The following is a 17813-nucleotide window of genomic DNA, read 5'->3' on the forward strand; positions in this document are numbered from 1 at the left end:
GTTGACCAGTCAGAAGATTGACGAGTAGAACAACCTCTGCGAGTCGTCACGGTTGGTTACTGGTGGGTTTTGTTCGACTGGGAGAGGTGCGCACGCCATGGAAGCTTCCGGGCTGTCCCGACGAGGGCTCCTCAAGGGGGCGGCGGTCACCACGGGGGGCGCGGTCCTGGGCCTCGGCATGGTGCCCATGGCCCGGGCGGCGGACTCGTCGATCACGGCGACCTCGCCGGACGGCGCGAACAGGATCACGATGTCCCTGCTCGGCGGGGTGCTCCAGTGGTCGGTGAAGCGCGGCGCCAGGACCGTCCTCAACTCCTCGGCGCTGGGCCTGACGCTGAGCGACGGCACCCAACTGGGCACGGGCAACGTGTCGGTGACCAACTATCAGCACTGGACCAAGGACAGCACCTGGACCCCGGTCTACGGCCGCAACGCGACGATCCGGGACCACTACCAGGAGATGCGCTGGAACCTCCGGGACAACACCAGCGGCGTCAACTTCTCCGTCCAGCTGCGGGCCTACGACACCGGCGTCGCCCTGCGCCACGTCCTGCTCGACTCCGGCAGCGCCACCATCTCCGACGAGCTGACGACCTGGTCCTTCCCCGCCGACACGACGGTCTACAGCGCCCGGGACGAGGACGCCTACAGCCCGATCGCGCCGGCCGCCATCCCGTACACAGGCACCTCCAGCACCGACAACGGCAACCTCAGCGACCTGCCGCTGCTGGTCACCCTGGACAACGGCGTGTATGCCACCGTCTGCGAATCCTCCCGGGTCAACTACCCGCGGTCGATGGTCAGTTCGGTCACCGGTGCCGACAGCACGCTCAAGACGTACCTGATGAAGAAGTCCGCCCGTTCCGCGGGCACCGCCCAGAACACCACGTCCGTCACCACGCCGTTCGCGACACCGTGGCGCGTGCTGGTGCTCGGCGACGAGGCCGGCGACCTGATCGACAACGCAGAGCTCGTACTCAACCTCGCCCCGGCCTGCGCCCTGCCGGACACCTCCTGGATCAAACCGGGCAAGGTGTTCCGCTGCGAACTGACCACCGCCGCCGGTACCGAAGGCGTGGACTTCGCCGCCGCCCGCAACCTCGACTACATCGAGTACGACGCCGGCTGGTACGGCCCGGAGTTCAGCACGCCCGACGCCACCACCCCGATCGCGGCCATCGACCTGCCCACCGTGATCGACCACGCCACGGCCAACGGGATCGGTGTCTTCCTCTACGTCAACCGCATCGCCCTGACCGACCCGGACACCCTGTTCGCGCTCTACAAGAGCTGGGGCGTGGCCGGCATCAAGCTCGGTTTCATCAACGACGGCACCCAGGCCATGACCAACCAGATCATCAGCTGGGCCAAGACCGCCGCCAAGCACGAGCTGCTGATCGACATGCACGACGACGTCCGCTCCTGGGGTTACGAGCGCACCTACCCCAACTGGATCAGCCTGGAGGGCGTCCGGGGCAACGAGCAGTTCCCGACCGCCACCAACAACGTCCTCCTGCCCTTCGCCCGCAACGTCGGCGGCCCGATGGACTACACCATCTGCTACGGCCAGTCGCGCGACCAGACCACCAACAACCACCAGTTGGCGATGGCCGCCGTCTACTACCAGCCGCTGAACTTCCTCTACTGGTATTCAAAGCCCTCCGCCTACGCCACCACCGCCAACTGGCCGGGCCTCGCCTGGTTCGACGCCGTCCCCACCACCTGGGACGAGAGCACCACGGTCGCGGCCTCCCTCGGCGAGTACGTCGCCGTGGCCCGCCGTAGCGGCACCACCTGGTTCCTCGGCGCGATGAACAACGAGGCGGCGCGCACGGTGCCGGTCCCGCTGGACTTCCTCGACAGCGGCACGTCCTACACGGCCACGCTCTACGCCGACGGCACGGCGGGCAGCACCCCCCACTCGACCCCCACCGTCGTCAGCACCCGGACGGTCACCTCCGCCACCACCCTCAACGTGACCATGACCAGCGCGGGCGGCCAGGCGGTGATTCTCACGCCGGTGAGCTGACACCGGGATCCGGCTCCGGGATCCGGCTCAGGAGGGGCTCAGCGCACCGGGAAGCCGAAGGTGTAGCCCTCTTCCTTGAGCCGGGGAGGATCTGGCGCAGGGCCTCGACGGTCTGGGAGCGGTCGCATCCCGCGTCGTGGAAGAGGAGCGTCGACAAGCCCCGCTCGGTCTGGTGCGCTTGTAGTGCGCGCCCTCGTCGTCCAGTACTCGGTCCTGTCTATCGCTTCTGCGCTCGGTAACGCTTCATTAGCGCGGTGATTCGAGCTGGGTCCGCCTGACCATTGAGCTCGGCCAAGAGGTCGTCGGGGCACAATTCGTAGAGATCGCCCCACCACCGACGGCCTCGGTTGTCCCAGATGCGATAGCCGCCCGACACCCCTCTGGCAACATAGCGTCTCCTGCTCACCGTCCCCCTGCTCCCCGCGCAGCTCGTGCCGTTGCCCAACCTCGTCCCCGGCGCAGACCATACGGAGGCGGGGGCCGTCCGGCGAGGCAATATGCGACAGCTGGCCAGCACGCTTTCCAACTGTGGTGGTGGGGTGTTGGCGCTCGTACGGGGGCGTTCACCTGCGTTCATTGGTGGTCCGTCGTCAGGCAGGTCTTGGCTTCTGGTCTTGGCTGAACGTCGGTGAACTGGACTGAATGAGACGGAAACTGAGACGGACCACAGCCAACCTGACTCGCGATGAGGGGTTGTTCACCAGTCTCGCCACCGGTCAGTGAGCGCGTACCGACCGATCCCGTGCCTGGCGGTCAGGGCTGCAACGTCGATTCCTTGCTCGGTAAGGGCCTCGTCGATGTAGGCGCACAACTGCTCGCGTTCGTCGGTCTCGAAGGCGGATTCGTCGTGAGCTTCGTTCACCGCGTTCAGGGCCAGGATGACACGCTCCACTATGGCGAAGGTCTGTGCGTCGTCCCCTTCGGTGAGCGTGGGCAACTCAGCCTCGAACGTGTCGAGGGCGGCGTCGGTCTCCAGCAAGAGCCCGTCGGGGAACAGTTCGCTCATGCACGCGCAGTCGGGATCCAGGGTGCCGGCGGCAAGCTCCGCGGCCTCTTGGGCTATGCCCTCGCTCCAGTTCGTTGTTGGTCTCTCGGCCATGGGACGGACCGTACAGCGCAGGTCTGACAGCGAGCCTCGCTTTCACGAGGGGACCTCGACTGGGGAAGCTGAGGTTTTTAAGGGCCTGCTGGGCGCCTGACCTGCGGCCGACTGTGCGGAACTGCTTCACGTCAGCGGTTCAGTACCCGCCATTCCTCGTGGTCCCCGCTTCACCTGCCACGGAACTGGCACGGCTCTGAGCGGTGAGGCAGCCGACCCTTGTCGCACCCCGGGTCGCGGCCTTTACCGTGCGGACGACCTCACCGCTCAACAGATTATGCCTTCTGATCCGTAGCTCGACAGAGATCGGTCATTAGAGGTCATAGAGGCCGCCGTTGGCTCCCTGGGAGTGGCTGTTGGTCACGGTCGATTGCTGGGGCTGCTGTACTTCGTTGCTGTACAGCAACTGCTCTCGCTTACTGTCGGTGTCCTACGAACCGCCGGATGCGACAAGCGGCTGCATGCTCATCCTGGATCATGGCTCTTCCGCATGGGGACGTTCAATGAAGATCAGGACGAGTCTCCGATACAGAGGCACGCCTATGCTTCTCTGTGGACATGGAGCCGATATGGACCAGTGTTGTGGCGGTGGCCGGCACGTTGCTGGGCGCCGTTGCCACCTATCCCTTTCAGCGGCTTGCAGCCAAGCAGCAGACGTTGCGCGACGAGCGGATCGCCGCGTACACCGCGTTCGCCTCTGCCGTGGAGGACTTCCGGTGGGGGCAGGCCGAGCGCTACTTCACCAAGCAACGAAATCCCGGCGGGGAAGCGTATCGATTGGCGTATCAGGAGGGTCACCGCCTGCGCACAACCGCGTGGCAGGCGTTCTACCGCCTCAAGCTGGTCACGAACGACGCCAGTCTCGTGGCCCACGCTGAGGCGGCTCTGGAACAGACACGCTCAGTTTCGGGCGCTGCGAACGACAGCGAGCGTAACCAGTTGGACGACGTCGCCAAGGCAGCCATCAGAAACTTCGTCGACTACGCGTCGAAGCAAGTTCAGTAGCCGAACTCGACGTACGGCTCGGCGGAACCTGCTTGCTGGATCCGGCCCGGCCCACTCCCAACACGCTTTCCAACTGTGGTGGTGGGGGCTTCGGCTGAGTGCAGGGCCGTTCACTTGCGTTCATGAGCGACCGGCTGCCGGCGCTCGGGCGGCTTCGGGTCTCGCCTGAACGGTCGTGAACGGGGCTGAATGAGACGGAAATTGAGACGGACGCAGGCCGTTGCGGAGGGCCTTACGTCTGGCGAGCTACTTCCGGCCGGGTGTCCATTTCATGCCGAGCCGATAGGCCCGCGAGATCACGTCGTGGATGGCGGGGCCATCCTGCGGGGTAAACCACCTCACTTCGCGTTCCACGACGAGCTCCGCCTTTTGGCGCTTGATCAAGGCGATCGCACATGCATGGCCTTGCGGTGGGCACTCATCAAGGCGCACCTCAAAGCGGTCGCCGCGATCAGAAGTGAGGGTCACTACTGCGTCGAGCCCGCGGAAGTCCCCCGAACCGCTGTAGATGTAGACGAAGAGCAAGAGCTTTGAGAACTCAGCTTGGTGGTCGAGATTGATCACCAGGTTCTCGCCTGCGGCTCGGGTGCCGGTTCGATCGTCCGCGTCCAATGCGACGTAGGGGAAGCGATCCACTGCGCCGAATGCGTTGCCGAGGGCCTGCACGACGGTCTTGCTGCCGTCGCTGCATCTGATCATGCAGCCCAGATCGAGATCTACATCCTTGGCCGCGTTCGCCCGCAAGGAGGCCCGCATCCTCCGCAACCAACCACCGCTTACCTCCTGGGCTTCCCGCTCTGCCGTCGCCCGCGGTGAGGTCCAGCTGAGGTTGACCCGGATCAGCCCCGAAGTCACACCGTGCTTGTCCAACGAGACCGTAGGCGAGGCCTTGGTCAGGACCACTGCTCCGGGCTGAGTCATCTTCGTAGTTCCTTTGCGGGAGTAGGAGCCCCAAGGGTGCGGCTCGACAACACGGACATCGTGTGAGGGCCGGAAGTGACATCCCATAGCTGTTGGAGCTGCTGAGGTGAGGGTTTGCGTATCTGTGACCAACTTATCGCCACTGTGTGGCATGCCCCGTCATGCCGTCAGTAGGCAGGGAGAGACGGTATGAGTGCTCTACATGGAGGCCGTCCCGGCGCGGATGGTGAGTACGTCGTGCTCTCAGCTTGGGAAGCTCGGGTTCTTGGGCGGCAGTTGGTGCACTGACCTGCGGCGGAGTAGGGCCGGAGTGTGGTCGCACCCGTGGCGAGTCCCCGCTGTTCCCCGTGGTTCCCCGCACGATCTGGCACGATCCTGGCACGGCCTCTTCGTCCCGAATTCTCGGTTGGGGGCATTGAGGTCTGGTGGGCTGCTCAGTCGACCGTCGAGTGCCGTTGACGGTTGGCTGCAGTCATGGTGCTTGGCTGCACTTCGCTGCCGTACCACGAGTACTCCTGGCAATTCCCTTTGCGGCAGCGCTGAGGTGACCCAAATGAGTGCTCTGTGGCATGCGCTGTTACAGCGATCCATTGCGGTGGAACTGATTTGACGGCGACGGTGAAGCGTCGCCTGGTCGAGCAGATGCATGCACCCGAGCGTAACCTCTGGAGGGCGAGATGACGTCAGTTACTCTTCAGGACTCTGAAGAGCTATTCGTAAGTCCTGGAGAGCCCCGGGCATTCGGTTTCCCCGTTCCGCAAGGGGTGCGAGGGTTTCCACTTTTCTCGCAGGCATTCCCGAGCAAGCCCCGCGGAGGAAAGCAGTCCCTTTGGACGGTCTCTCACGGAATTGAAACAGGTGGTACCACGGGAGGCGAATTTCCCGGTCACCGGTTCATCGGGCACTGGGTGACGGTTCAAGTGGCTGATCCTCAGATCATGACGCCCTTCACGATCACGACGATGGTCATTACCCCCTGACTGGAGCGATAAAATGACGAAAATGAAGGTTGTCGCCGATAAGTACGGCAACATTAAGGCTGCCGCGAGGATCAACCCGGCAAACGAATATTCGCCAGTCGAAATTGAAGTCAAGAGTGGCGAGTCTCTACATGAGGTTGATGTGCCAGAGGAGGTGAAGTCTGGAGGACTCGCCATCCTTGCCGACTTTAAGCTGTCCCTCGACAGTGAAGCGAAGTTGGTGAAGTAGATCGTAAAGCTGACAGGAGGCTGCACTGTATCTTCCCGCAGACCCCCTTCAAATAGCCCCCAAAGATCCGACGACTCTGGCCATGGCCGCGAGTGCTCGATTCAACCGTACTATGGTGGAAGTCGGAATTCGGTGTAGTCTCAATGGGCGAGTCGACCCGGGCAGCGATATCACCGCGAGTTCGAATCTCGCCACCTTCGCAGATGAACGGCCCCTAGCTAGGTAAATCGGTCGGGGGCCGTTCTCCTCTGCACTGTCCGTCAACCCCCGTGGTTCCCCGCCAGTTCCCGGTATTCGGGCACGGTAAGGGCGCTGGCACCTTCTGATCCGTAGCTCTATGTGGATCGGTCAGTGAGGGTCAGACCGGTCGTTGAGGAGCCATGGGCGGATCCTGTTAGACGGGGTTGGTTGCTGTGGTTGCGGTACTTCTCTGCTGTACGCGACTTGAGGTGCGCCAGGCGGTCAGGGGCGGCGCCATGCTTCGAAGAATCGCTCACGGTCCTGTGCCGTTTCGAACTCCCGCCGGCTGGCCAGCGCGACGCGCCATGCGCTCATCTCTGCGTCCCGTAGCCACAGCTCGCCCCCGTAGCGACCACTAACGCCAATGGTGCCGTTGTCGAGGACTGAGCCGATGGCTTCTGCCACAGCCGTGCGCTGAGCTGGCGTCAGCTCCTCCAGGAAGCTCAGGACGCGGGAGGCGATGCCGCCCTCGTTGCCGTCATGGATACGGTCGAAGAAGGGCCCGCCCATGTTGGCAGGGTGGATGTTCCAGGCTGCGCTGCCTACGGTGTAGCGGATGCGCTCCCAGAAGTCCTTCCCTTCTGTGGTTCCCGGCAACGGAAGCGCCGCGAACAGGTCGATCAAGTGACCGTTGGCAGCTTGGCTGTACGCGGTGTCACAGGTTGCAGCAGCAGCGATTTTGGCAACGTGGCTGACAGTGAGGCCGCTATCTTCGGGCCAGTCGAGCGGGACGTTGAGCTTCTGGGTGAGGTGCTGTTCTAGCTCGTCGTACTCATCAGGCTGTTCGCTGCCGATACGCCGGTTCACGATCACGCTGTCCCCCTGGGGCTGCGGTCCGATACTCGGACCTGCCAGCATGCCAGCACCAGAAGCCTCGGTGTGAGTGGGTTTTGGACGAGCTGGGTCCCCATCGCGAGCACTCATGCCTCGACCGAGCGACTGCTTCGTCCCGAAGCAACTTGGGCTTCACCCGTGCCTCGGGATGGGGCGCCTCTCACCTGGGTGGATCGTCCGCAGGCGTCCGCGCTTGTTCGCGGGTGTGCGTCGGCGTTGTCAAGCAGTTACGTAGACACTCAGGAGGGCCACGGTTCACCTCAGCCGGTTGCGTGAGGGCGCTGGCGATCGGGTTTGCCCGTAGGCGATACCGTGCTTCCTTGCTGTCTTGCCTGGGTCGCGTGGCGTGCGTGGGCGAGGTTGCTGCGGCTGGTCAAAGTGTCGGGGTGGGTGTCGCCCAACGCCTGTTCACTTTGAGCAACGGTGAGCTCATACAAAACGATTGCCCGGTACAGTTGGCCAGCCTTGAAGTAGGCGCCGGCCAGGTTGTTGCGCGTAGTCAGTGTGTGCGGGTGGGTCTCCCCGAGGACTTGCTCGCGTTGAACGAGGGCGGCCTCAAACAGAGGGATGGCCCGCTCCAAGTCTCCCGCTGACTCATAAGCGCTCGCGAGGTTGCTACGGCTGAGCAGGGTATAGGGATGCATGTTGCCCAAGACCTGCTCGCTTTGGGCAACGACTGTCTCAAACAGCGGGATGGCTCGGGCTAGGTCGCCGCTATCAAAGTGTGCGCTGGCGAGGTTGTTGCGGCTGATCAGGGTGTCGGGGTGAGTATCTCCCAGGACTTCCACGCGTTGAGCAAGTGTCGCCTCGTACAAAGGCAGGGCCCGCTCCAAGTCCCCCGATGCATCGTAAGCGGTGGCGAGATTATTGCGGCCGTTTAGGGTGTCGGGATGGGTTTCTCCCAAGACTTGTTCCCATTGGGCGATGACGCTCTCCAGGAGGGGGATGGACCGATCGAAATCCCCTGTCTCTTTGTAAGCGAAGGCGAGGTTGTTGCGGCTGATCAGGGTGTCAGGGTGAGTATCTCCCAGGACTTGTACGCGTTGAGCCAGGGTGGTCTCAAACAACGGGATGGCCCGCGCAAAATGTCCCGACCCTTGATATACGTGGGCGAGATTGTTCCGGCTTTGCAAGGTGTGAGGGTGAGTGGCACCCAGAATGCGCTCACGATCTGTCAAAGTAACCTCGTAGAGGGATGTGGCACGTTTCAGGTCCCCACTCGCCTCGTACGCATGCGCAAGGTTGTTGCGACTGTAGAGCGTCTGGGGGTGCGCATGACCAAGAATCTTCTCGTGCTTAGCCACCGAATCCTCGAACAAAGGGAGGGCCCGCCCTAGATCTCCTACTGCCTCGTAAGCGTAGGCTAGATTGTTTTGGCTGGCCAGAGTAGAGGAGTGTTCGTCGCCTAGTGCTTCTTTTCGCTGAGATAAGGTGATCTCAAACAAAGCAATAGCCCGCTCCCATTCTCCCACTGCAGAGTAGGCGTAGGCGAGGCTATTGCGATTGGCTAGGGTCGAGGGGTGAGTTTCCCCCAGGACCTGCTCTCGTTGAGTAAGAGTTTTTTCATTCAGGCTGATCGCGCGGCGCAGATGCCCAGCCACGTGATAGGCATAGGCAAGATTTCCACGACTGGCCAGGGTGTAGGGGTCGCTGTCGCCTAGAACCTCTTCACATCGGGCAAGCATGGCCTCATGAAGAGGGATGGCGCGTGCGTCCTGACACTGCTCATGTAGATGAGTGATGACAGGTTGGTAGAACTTGGAAGGTTGCTTGGAAGCGTAGCCAGCAGGAGTGCTGGAAGCGAGAGCAATCACGTGCTCGATTAGCTGCTCCCACTGCTCCAAAGGCGCCGCCTCGTCGGCACCATCTGGGTACAGGAGGCGGCCTACTACATGTTCGGCCTCACGTCTCCCATGCGGCGGGCTATCCTGCGATCCGGATTTACGCAATACGGTTTGTACCAGGCGGTGGATGCTGAGGGCCTGGCGGTCGGCGCTGTGGGAGATCATGTTGTACGCGTGTAGAGCGCCCAAGGCCTCGCCGAGTGTGCGCGGATCGGGGCAGAGGGGGGCGAGCAGGCTGCGGGGGATGTCGTCGGGTGCCAGCCAGGCCATAGCGCTGAGGAGGGTGATGGCCTGCGGATTGCGTTGTTCGATGGCGGCCAGAGTGTGGTGCCAGACGCGGGCGATGGTGCGTTCGGGATCGATCCCTCCCACAGCCGTGTCCATTACGTCGCTCAGCATCTCCCGGTAGTCGGCCAGTGAGGTGCCGGTCTCGAAGAGATAGGCGCCAGCTTGTTCGAGTGCCAGGGGAAGGTGGCCGAGATCGGCTGCAAGGGCCGCGGCGTCCTGGCGCTGTGTAGGCGTGGGACCGTGACTTTCTCCCAAAGCGAGGGTGCACAGCAGTGCGATGGCTGCCTCGGGGGCGAGCAGGCCCAGGGCCATGGTGGGAGCGATGGCGTGCCATCCGGTCGCGGTGCGGCTGGTGGCCAGGTGATGCCCGTCCGGGAGGGCGCCAAGGTAATGGCGCAGATCGTCTGGGCGATCGACATTATCGAAGACGAGCAGCCAGCCAGGATGCCATTGCAGCCAAAGGATCGCCCACGCTGCACGCTCATGTACGCCTGTGGTGGCGGCCCACTGCGGGCACAGTCGTGTGGTGAGGCTGGCGAGGCTGGTGATGATCTGCTCGGTGCTCGCGGCGTTGATCCACCACACCAGCGTGTACGTGCGCCGGTGAGCATGGGCGTAATGCAGGGCGAGGGTGCTCTTGCCGATACCGCCCAGCCCGTGGATGGCCCGCGTACCGGGCACCTGGATGACGGCAGCCTCGCCCTCGGCTGCCAGGAGGCGGCGCAGCTCGGTGAGTTCGCTCTCTCGTCCGACGAACACGCCGGATGCCGAATTGGGGAGGTTCCCGGACCCCGGTGGCGCTTCCGTCCCCTTAGCCCAGCCCACGGCCTCGGCTGGCAGCATCACCACCTGGGTACCGTCGCCGGTGATTGCCACACCTACATCGCCACCCACCGCCATGGACCGCAGCCCAATTGCCTGCGGACCGCCTCCCTGGGGCATCGCGCTGTCCGTCATAGGTTGACCCTTGTGTTGTCCCCGGTGACGGCCGTCCCGATCGTCTTGGCGGCGATGGACCGCTCACCCGACGCCGTCACATGTACCGTCTCACCAGCTGCAGGCAGTATGCGGGCCAGCTCCGCCAGCAGCTCGGCATCGTCACGCAGAGCACGCTTGATGTGCTGACGCAGAGCCGCCGCCATGTCCTCATCGTCCGGTGCTTCGGCCGCCTCTTGGACGGCGACCTCCAGTTCCGCCCGGCCCTGGTCGTCACGCCGGCGCCATACTGCCTGCAAAATCCGCCGACCCAGGTTTGCTGTGGCGTCCGCGGCTGCACTTTCCATCCGGGTGAACACAGCCACGCCGTACGCGCCGACAGCGGTGGTCAGATACGGCCCCGCCTGCTCTACCAACTGCACGATGTCCGCACTCACTTGATCCCCCAATCATACGGTTGCGAAAGGAACTAGCGTAGAAAACAGCTGGCACCCGTAAGACCAAAACGCGCAAACCATCTACAGCAGGTCCAGCACACCCCATCCGAGACATGCCGATACCCAGCGGTCGGCACCGTCTCCATCAGATCGAGCATGGGACGTCGGCGTGCTGGGGGGAGGGCGCTACTACGGCGGGAAGGGTTCGAACCTGCGACACCCGCTCTAGGAGAGAGGCTGAGGGATCGCGCCGCTGAGCTGGGGCTTCGATACCTGGTCAGGCTGCCGAGAACTCGGCCGCGAGACACCCTCGTTGACCGTGGCTGAACCTTGAATCTGGCACGGCAGTGGCACGAACCTCAGCCGACGACAGTCAGCCACGACGGTGGGTACGTCGACCGACCACGCACGCGTGTGCCTCGCTGCACCCCCACCAGCCTCAGCCACGCTACCGGGGTTTGTCGTCGATCAGAGCTAGCGGCCATGGCCACCCCGTGACGACGGCCGCAGCCCTCAGCTTGGGATGCTTTGGTTTCGTGGCGGCAGTCGCCGCGCTGACCTGCGGCGTAGTGGTGTTCGACCCCTCGCACCTTCGAGGCCAACAACCTGGCGCGCGGCAACGCTGTTCCGCTCCTCGTACGAGTCCTCGACGAGCGAGGGAGCCGCACTCAATGTAATCTGGACGTGCGAAGACGCGAGGGGAATCCAAGCGAACTGCGAGTGTCCGAACCGCAGCATCTCCCCTGAGCCGCGCTCCTTGGAACCATGTCTTGAGGGTGATTGACATGTCGCCAAGTAACTCACTGAATCTCGTTGCTGTCACCGGTGATCCAACTCTCGACTGGGGCGTACTGCTGCCTGACCACCGATGCCCAACGGTCGAAGAGCGGCTAACTTCTGCGGCAACCACTCACTGGCACTGGGGTGGTGCAATTGGTCTCTACGAGCTGATGCGCTGTGTCGTGCCCGAACCCGACCGAGTCCGAAGCCAGGAGTGGTCAAAACCAGCCGATTACCCATCAGGGGGTGACCTCAGATTCCACCACTCGTACAACACTCTGCAATTCTTGCCATTGTCGGACGATAAAAAAGGGGGAAAACCTGAAACGGACAGGAAGGTTCGAGTTAGAGAGTTTCTTGGGTTTCACGTTCAGGAGAAACTCCAGCCCCTCACTCAACCGAAGTTGAAAAGTGGCCAATCCCTGTCACTCTTGCTTCTCGACGACGCGGGTTTCGGGTTCGGAGAGAACGGAGAGCTATGCCGGAGCACGAATGAACTGGCCAGAAGGGGAGACCCGTGGATCCTTGTAAAACTTGGAACGAGGGCACTAGAAGGTAATAGCGAGCTCTGGCGGAGTCTAAGTCAGTCGCCTGATGTTCATGACCATGTTATCCCAATCGTCACTGCCCCGAGCCTGCGAGAAATTGGCGCTGCTGTAAGTAGGGGACTTTCCTGGGAGCGGTCGGCTCAAGATGTACTGGCGGAACTCGAACTGGGCGAGCGGGATGAGAAATCAGCTCTCAGTGACCTTGCTAAGCATAAGCGGCTGATTGTTTCATTCGGCCCCTCAGGAGTGCTCATCATTGATCATACCTCTAGGCAATCTCGGCATCAGCTGTTTTTCCATCGGGAATTTACGGAAGCCACATGGGGGAAGCATGACCACGGGGGTATGTTTGGCTACACCCAGGCCCTAACAGCAGCAATTGGAAGCTCGCTACTGAAACGCGTCGATTCGGGAAGTAAGCGTTCTGTTTCGACGGCCCTTGCCGAGGGGACCCGAAACGGACTAGTGGCCATGCGGGCGCTGTATGACCTGGGGTTTGAGGCAAACTCGGGTTTCGACAAAGCAGAAGGCCGACGACAGCCAGGAGAAATGCACTTTCCACTTGAGTGCATGATAGAAGGCACCGACTCAAAAGAGAAGTACCTCGAGGAGTTGGAAGTTACCCAGGTTCCAGAACCGAGGTCCGGGTCCGAGCTGCCCACTTGGTCAAGTCTTGCATCCTTTGCAGCAGAACCTTCAGAATCCCTGGAGGATAAAGCCGTTCAGGTAGCCATCCGAGGGTGTGGACAACTTAAGGGGGTGCCTATAGCACATTTCCATGATCTAATAACGGCCGATTGGCACGAAATAGAGGGCTTGCGCGTAGTGCAGAATCTAATAGCAGAGTATATAAATAGTCCAGAAAAGAAGAAACCGAGATCGATCGGCGTGTTCGGCAGACCTGGCGACGGGAAGTCATTCGCAGTGCGAGAGGTTGTGGCCTCGCTCTACCCTAACCGAGATAAGGGGCTAACATTCAATCTGTCCCAGTTTCAATCTGTCGCCGACCTGGCTAATGCCTTGCATCAAGTTAGGGACAGGGGGCTTCAGGGAGAGGCTCCACTGGTCTTCTGGGACGAATTCGACTCTAATTTTAGAGAAGCCCAACTGGGATGGCTCTCTTACTTCCTGTCACCGATGCAGGATGGAACTTTTCAGCAGGGTGAGATAGTGCATCCTATAGGACGCGCCATATTCGTCTTTGCTGGCGGTACCTGTCACCGGTACGACCAGTTCATTAAGATGGCTAAAGGGGTCGATGCTAACTCGAAGGCGGCCGACTTCGCTAGCCGTTTGCAGGGATACCTGGACGTCGTAGGTCCTAACCCAGGGAAAAATCGAAATAAGGAGAAGGCTGCTTGGATGTTCCATCGTGCACTACTTCTAAATCATTTCCTGAATGATGCCGGGATAGGAAAAGAGGCGGGAAAGCTCGACGTCGACATGGGCGTGGTAAGGGCCTTCCTGCGGGTTGAGAAGTACTACCATGGCGCACGCTCAATGCAAACAGTGGTTGATATCAGTCGACTGCATAGGGGCGGCAGATTTGGACGGGCGAGCTTGCCGCACATGACTCTTCTAAACTTGCATGTCAACGCAGAGGAATTTCTTAGTATTGTCAGAGAGGTGCCGCCCAACGGTGCTTGAGGGGCGGCTAAATCCGCCCTCGGGAATATGCTGCGATGGGGAGAAGGTGGCCCCAGATGCCTGCGCGTCCCAGCCGCGACGTAGCCCTTATCTGGCATCACGTGGCTGATTGCTGTGTGTGCGGCACGGGCGCCGGCCGGGCTGGAGCGGGGCGGAGACAGGAGTGCAGGCCCGGCCGGGGGCCGGGCCGCGCGCGGGGAGCGGAGCGAGCCGCCTTGAACCAGTAGAGAAAGTTGTAACTCAGTCGGTCTGCTGGGGCTTGTCCGGTCTCGGTTGATGCTTGACGCTGTGGCCTCACTTGATGCTTGACACCGCTTGCCTCGGCTTGGCTGTGCGCCTGGATGTGGCGTATGGGGAGGGCTGGGGCCGTGCTGGTGGAGTTGAGCGTGGTCGAGCAGCGGTATCACGCGGTGATGGAGGTCGCCGCGGGAGTGCCGGTCACTCAAGTCGCGGCCCGGTATGGGGTCTCCAGACAGTCGGTGCACGCATGGGTGCGCAAGTACGAGCAGTTGGGCCTGCCGGGGCTGGCGGACCGGTCGCATCGTCCGGTCTCGTGTCCGCACCGGATCGCCGGGGAGGTGGAGGCGGTGGTGTGTGAGCTGCGGCGCCGGCATCCCGGCTGGGGTCCGCGCAGGCTGGTGCACGAGCTGGAACGCAGGGGCATCTCCCCGGTTCCCTCGCGGGCGACGGTCTACCGGGTGCTGGTGCGCAACGCGTTGGTCGAGCCCGGGGGGTGCAGGCGGCGCAGGTCGGATTACCGCAGGTGGGAGCGGGATGCGGCGATGGAGTTGTGGCAGATGGACATCGTCGGCGGTGTGCTGCTCGCGGGCGGTGGCGAGTGCAAGATGGTCACCGGGATCGACGACCACTCACGGTTCATGGTGATCGCGAAGGTGGTGGAACGGGCCACGGCCCGCGCGGTGTGTCTGGCCTTCGGGGAGGCACTGCTGCGGTTCGGAGTGCCCGAGGAGGTGCTCACCGACAACGGCAAGCAGTTCACCGCCCGGTTCGGTTCCGGCAGGCCTGGGGAGACGATGTTCGACCGGATCTGCCGGGAGAACGGCATCGCCCACCGGCTCACCAAGCCCCGGTCCCCGACCACCACCGGGAAGATCGAGCGGTTCCACCAGACGCTGCGGCGTGAACTCCTCGACGGCTGCGCCCCGTTCGCAGACCTGGCGGCAGCGCAGGCGGCGGTGGATTCCTGGCTGGAGGACTACAACCGGATGCGGCCGCATCAGTCCCTGGACATGGCCGTCCCGGCCAGCAGATTCGTTCCCAGGCCGCGAGCCGAGCAGGAAGCACTGCCGGTGATCCTGCCTGCCCGCCTCGACCTGGTCGGCCCCGCGGCACCGCCAGATCTGCCGCCTGAACCGGCGCCCGCAGCCTGGCCGCTGGCCGAGGGCGAGATCGGTGCCATCGAAGTGGAACGACAGGTGCCCGCCTCGGGCAACCTGAGCCTGCGCGGGCAGCAGATCTGGTTCGGCCCGGCCCTGGCCGGCACCCCGGTCACGTTGCGCGTCGACGTCAACCGGCTGCACGTCCTGATCGGCGGCGCCCGCCACAAGACCCTGCCCTCGAAACTGTCCGGCCGGGACCTCAAAGCCCTGCTGGCCAGTGGTGATGCCCGGCCCGCCGGGCCCTGGCACGACGATCCCGGCCCGGCGCAGAACACGGGTGGGGCAGTGGAGGTGGACCGGACTGTCAACGCGGTCGGCTACGTCGGCCTGGGCGGCGACAAGGTCCTGATCGGCTGGCCGTTCGCCGGACAACGAGTCACCCTGCGGCTGGACGGACGCGTCCTGCAGGTCCTCGACGAGCACCGCATCCTCAAGGCCACCCTGCCCAGCCCGCTGCCGCCCTCGGCCTGCAGCCGTCTGCAGGGCGGCCGTCCGGCCGGACCGCCACCACTGCTGCCCCCGCCCGGCGAGCAGATCGCCGAGCGCACGGTCAGCAGCACCGGAGGCTTCATGGTCGCCGGACAGCGCATCCAACTCGGCCGCGGTCATGCCCGCCAGGTCGTCACCGCCCACCTGGACGAGACCAGCATCCGTATCTTCCAGGGAACCGAGCTGATCACCACCGTCCCCCGCGTCACCAGGAAGGAGGTGGTCGTCGGCAAGTCCGGCGAACACAACCGCCGGAAGATCGTGTGATCGCTGCGTCAGGAGGGTTCGGACGGCTGCACGGACGGCCAGTTGGCCAGCCGGACGCGGGCTTCCTGCGTAATGACCGGCCACGGGTCATCAACCAAACGCACAACCGCCGACCGCGGCGACTGCGGATGGCCTGCGACGAGCCTCCGTACGGCGTCATGCGGATCGTCGACCAGCCGTTCCAGCAGCTCAGGCGGGCAGTTGCGCTTACTGGCCACCCGGTCTCGAACCCGCCAGTCCGGATCCTTGATCAGCTCGGCCAGGATCTCCGACGGCACCGTCCTGTTATGTGCAGCCCAGAAACGCATGTCGGGATGGTTACGCACCAGGTTCCACCAGACGGGCAGCGGCATGGCTGCCCACGCCGAGCGGTTGTACTCCGCCGGGTCCTCGCTCTCCCGCAGCCGGATGAACTCCTCAACGGAGGTGATCTCAGAGAAACGGTCCGCCATGGCAGCCAGTAAGCCACGATGTCTAGGTCAGACGTCAAGCATCACCCGACGCCATCCTGTCAACCATCAACTGAGACTCGACACGGTCTGCTGGGGCTTGGTTCTGTGGCTGGTGGGGGCTTTGAACTCGTGTGCGCAGGCTGGGAGTTCGGCTCCCTGACGGTGTGCGAGGGGCAGGAAGAGCGCCGGTCGGACCGTCCAGGTGATGCGGGTATCGGCGTGGGTGACTGACACCGTGCAGGGCTTCGCGTGCAGGAGGGCTCTCCTGGTTTCGATGCGGCCCTCGTACAGCCAGGCCCATGCCTCGTCGGAGGCGTCCGAGTCGAGTGCCGGTGAGATGGTCCGCAGGGCGATGGCGATCCATCTGTCGGCCTGGGGCGGGGAGTAGGCGTCGAAGGATCCCCGGAGTACAGGTGGCTCCGCCTCGGTAAGGTCCTCGGTCCAGCACTCGCACCAGAAGCCCCGGCGGGGCCAGTCGGTCAGCACGGGTGGCCTCCCGGGCACGTGTCCGTGAAGAGTTCCGCGGTCACCGTGTAGCCGCCCTGACTGCCGTGGACCACGACCCGGTGGGCGAGTGTGCTGACCATGCCCAGGCCCCGGCCGTGCTCCGCCTCCTGGCCCCGGTGCTCGACCTTCGGGGCCGTGCCCGTGCCCCCGTCATCCGTGACCGAAAGGGCGATCACCTGTGCCGAGACTGCGAGCGCCAGATGAAAACTGCCCGCCTCCAGGCCGCTGGCCGTGTGGAGAACGGCGTTCGTGCTCAGTTCGCTCACGATCAGTTCGGCGTCGTCGGCCAGTGGTGAGCCGTGCAGGATGTCGCGGGTCCAGCGGCGGGCTCTGCTGATCTCTTCTGGGAATCCTGGGCAAGTGAGTCCCCAGACCCGCGCCATGCTCGTATACTCGTGCATACAAGTTCCTTCGTGCTGGTAGACCGCCATGTGCAGCGGGTTCGGGCTAGACGAGTTTCACGCCGTCGTGGGCGCGGACGGCCGGCGGGGAGGTGGCGTCGAGTGCGTCCAGGACGCGGATCGCATATGCCTCGTCGGCAAGCTCGGAGACTTCTTCACGGGTGGCCCAACGCAGCGCGCGGGTCTCGGTTCCGGTGGTGGGGGTGCCCTTGTCGGCCTCGCAGCGGAAGACCAGAGAGACGATCAGGCCCGTCATGTTCTTGTAGACGCCGGTGAGGGACGCCGGAACTGCGATCTTGATGCCGGTTTCTTCGAGGACCTCGCGTTGCAGGGCCTCGGGGATGGTTTCCTCGCGTTCGAGGACGCCGCCCGGGGGTTCCCACTGGCCGTTGTCGCGGCGCTGGATCAACAGAGCGCGGCCCTGGTCGTCGACGATGACTCCGGCAACGCTCACGGAGTGCGGGCGTTCTGCGGTCACGT

At 63.4% G+C, this 17813-nt stretch carries 15 protein-coding genes and 1 pseudogene; 5 read left to right on the forward strand and 11 right to left on the reverse strand.

Features of this window, described 5'->3' with window-relative positions; translation table 11 throughout:
• Window positions 1–97 precede the first annotated feature (97 nt).
• Window positions 98–2029: a glycoside hydrolase family 97 protein gene (locus OG734_RS24895; protein ID WP_330289707.1), complete on the forward strand. Its 1932-nt coding sequence runs from the start codon at window positions 98–100 to the stop codon at window positions 2027–2029.
• A 38-nt stretch (window positions 2030–2067) separates the two neighbouring features.
• Here the strand turns inward: OG734_RS24895 and OG734_RS24900 are convergent.
• The 3 genes and pseudogenes from OG734_RS24900 to OG734_RS24910 all read right to left on the reverse strand — a co-directional run.
• Window positions 2068–2180: pseudogene (locus OG734_RS24900) on the reverse strand (polysaccharide deacetylase family protein); the annotation flags it as partial.
• A 66-nt stretch (window positions 2181–2246) separates the two neighbouring features.
• Complete coding sequence (locus tag OG734_RS24905) at window positions 2247–2435, reverse strand: hypothetical protein (protein WP_330289708.1); 189 nt, start codon at window positions 2433–2435, stop codon at window positions 2247–2249.
• A 291-nt stretch (window positions 2436–2726) separates the two neighbouring features.
• Window positions 2727–3128 (reverse strand): hypothetical protein, encoded by a 402-nt coding sequence (locus OG734_RS24910; protein WP_330289709.1) that lies wholly within the window; start codon window positions 3126–3128, stop codon window positions 2727–2729.
• A 558-nt stretch (window positions 3129–3686) separates the two neighbouring features.
• Between OG734_RS24910 and OG734_RS24915 the strand changes: the two genes are divergently transcribed.
• A complete protein-coding gene (locus OG734_RS24915) occupies window positions 3687–4133 on the forward strand; it encodes a hypothetical protein (protein ID WP_330289710.1) in 447 nt (148 codons plus the stop codon).
• A gap of 246 nt (window positions 4134–4379) precedes the next feature.
• Here the strand turns inward: OG734_RS24915 and OG734_RS24920 are convergent, their stop codons facing one another.
• Window positions 4380–5054 carry a hypothetical protein gene (locus OG734_RS24920; protein ID WP_330289711.1) on the reverse strand — a complete coding sequence of 225 codons (675 nt, stop codon included), beginning with the start codon at window positions 5052–5054 and terminating at the stop codon, window positions 4380–4382.
• A 1002-nt stretch (window positions 5055–6056) separates the two neighbouring features.
• On the opposite strand from OG734_RS24920, the gene OG734_RS24925 reads away from it, so the two are divergent.
• Window positions 6057–6263: a hypothetical protein gene (locus OG734_RS24925; RefSeq protein WP_330289712.1), complete on the forward strand. Its 207-nt coding sequence runs from the start codon at window positions 6057–6059 to the stop codon at window positions 6261–6263.
• Window positions 6264–6725: 462 nt separating this feature from the next.
• Here the strand turns inward: OG734_RS24925 and OG734_RS24930 are convergent, their stop codons facing one another.
• From OG734_RS24930 to OG734_RS24940, 3 genes are all read right to left on the reverse strand, one after another.
• Window positions 6726–7316 carry a hypothetical protein gene (locus OG734_RS24930; protein ID WP_330289713.1) on the reverse strand — a complete coding sequence of 197 codons (591 nt, stop codon included), beginning with the start codon at window positions 7314–7316 and terminating at the stop codon, window positions 6726–6728.
• A 281-nt stretch (window positions 7317–7597) separates the two neighbouring features.
• Window positions 7598–10426, reverse strand: coding sequence for an FxSxx-COOH system tetratricopeptide repeat protein (gene fxsT, locus OG734_RS24935; protein WP_330289714.1), 2829 nt, complete (start codon window positions 10424–10426; stop codon window positions 7598–7600).
• Window positions 10423–10842: a hypothetical protein gene (locus tag OG734_RS24940; RefSeq protein ID WP_330289715.1), complete on the reverse strand. Its 420-nt coding sequence runs from the start codon at window positions 10840–10842 to the stop codon at window positions 10423–10425. Before OG734_RS24940 ends, fxsT begins: the two co-directional genes overlap by 4 nt.
• A 785-nt stretch (window positions 10843–11627) precedes the next feature.
• Between OG734_RS24940 and OG734_RS24945 the strand changes: the two genes are divergently transcribed.
• The gene (locus OG734_RS24945; protein ID WP_330289716.1) at window positions 11628–13817 is read left to right on the forward strand and encodes a hypothetical protein; all 2190 of its coding nucleotides are present in this window, start codon (window positions 11628–11630) and stop codon (window positions 13815–13817) included.
• Window positions 13818–14197: 380 nt separating this feature from the next.
• Window positions 14198–15973: an IS481 family transposase gene (locus tag OG734_RS24950; protein ID WP_330293775.1), complete on the forward strand. Its 1776-nt coding sequence runs from the start codon at window positions 14198–14200 to the stop codon at window positions 15971–15973.
• 8 nt (window positions 15974–15981) lie between these two features.
• Here OG734_RS24950 and OG734_RS24955 read toward each other — a convergent pair whose 3' ends face one another.
• From OG734_RS24955 to OG734_RS24970, 4 genes are all read right to left on the reverse strand, one after another.
• Window positions 15982–16425, reverse strand: coding sequence for a hypothetical protein (locus tag OG734_RS24955; protein WP_330289717.1), 444 nt, complete (start codon window positions 16423–16425; stop codon window positions 15982–15984).
• Between the two features lie 66 nt (window positions 16426–16491).
• Window positions 16492–16911: a hypothetical protein gene (locus tag OG734_RS24960; protein ID WP_330289718.1), complete on the reverse strand. Its 420-nt coding sequence runs from the start codon at window positions 16909–16911 to the stop codon at window positions 16492–16494.
• Window positions 16905–17333, reverse strand: a complete 429-nt coding sequence (locus OG734_RS24965; RefSeq protein ID WP_330289719.1) for an ATP-binding protein — start codon at window positions 17331–17333, stop codon at window positions 16905–16907. The genes OG734_RS24960 and OG734_RS24965 overlap by 7 nt, the downstream gene beginning before the upstream one ends.
• A 46-nt stretch (window positions 17334–17379) precedes the next feature.
• The gene (locus OG734_RS24970; protein ID WP_330293776.1) at window positions 17380–17787 is read right to left on the reverse strand and encodes an NUDIX hydrolase; all 408 of its coding nucleotides are present in this window, start codon (window positions 17785–17787) and stop codon (window positions 17380–17382) included.
• Window positions 17788–17813: the final 26 nt, after the last annotated feature.

Origin of the sequence: Streptomyces sp. NBC_00576 (genome assembly GCF_036345175.1) — a bacterium.
GTDB lineage: Bacteria > Actinomycetota > Actinomycetes > Streptomycetales > Streptomycetaceae > Streptomyces.

Coding starts and splice junctions, on each gene's coding strand:
- OG734_RS24895 (WP_330289707.1), top strand. CDS start 98: ATGGAAGCTTCCGGGCTGTCCCGACGAGGGCTCCTCAAGGGGGCGGCG.
- OG734_RS24910 (WP_330289709.1), bottom strand. CDS start 3,128: ATGGCCGAGAGACCAACAACGAACTGGAGCGAGGGCATAGCCCAAGAG.
- OG734_RS24915 (WP_330289710.1), top strand. CDS start 3,687: ATGGAGCCGATATGGACCAGTGTTGTGGCGGTGGCCGGCACGTTGCTG.
- OG734_RS24920 (WP_330289711.1), bottom strand. CDS start 5,054: ATGACTCAGCCCGGAGCAGTGGTCCTGACCAAGGCCTCGCCTACGGTC.
- OG734_RS24925 (WP_330289712.1), top strand. CDS start 6,057: ATGAAGGTTGTCGCCGATAAGTACGGCAACATTAAGGCTGCCGCGAGG.
- fxsT (WP_330289714.1), bottom strand. CDS start 10,426: ATGACGGACAGCGCGATGCCCCAGGGAGGCGGTCCGCAGGCAATTGGG.
- OG734_RS24945 (WP_330289716.1), top strand. CDS start 11,628: ATGTCGCCAAGTAACTCACTGAATCTCGTTGCTGTCACCGGTGATCCA.
- OG734_RS24955 (WP_330289717.1), bottom strand. CDS start 16,425: ATGGCGGACCGTTTCTCTGAGATCACCTCCGTTGAGGAGTTCATCCGG.
- OG734_RS24965 (WP_330289719.1), bottom strand. CDS start 17,333: ATGCACGAGTATACGAGCATGGCGCGGGTCTGGGGACTCACTTGCCCA.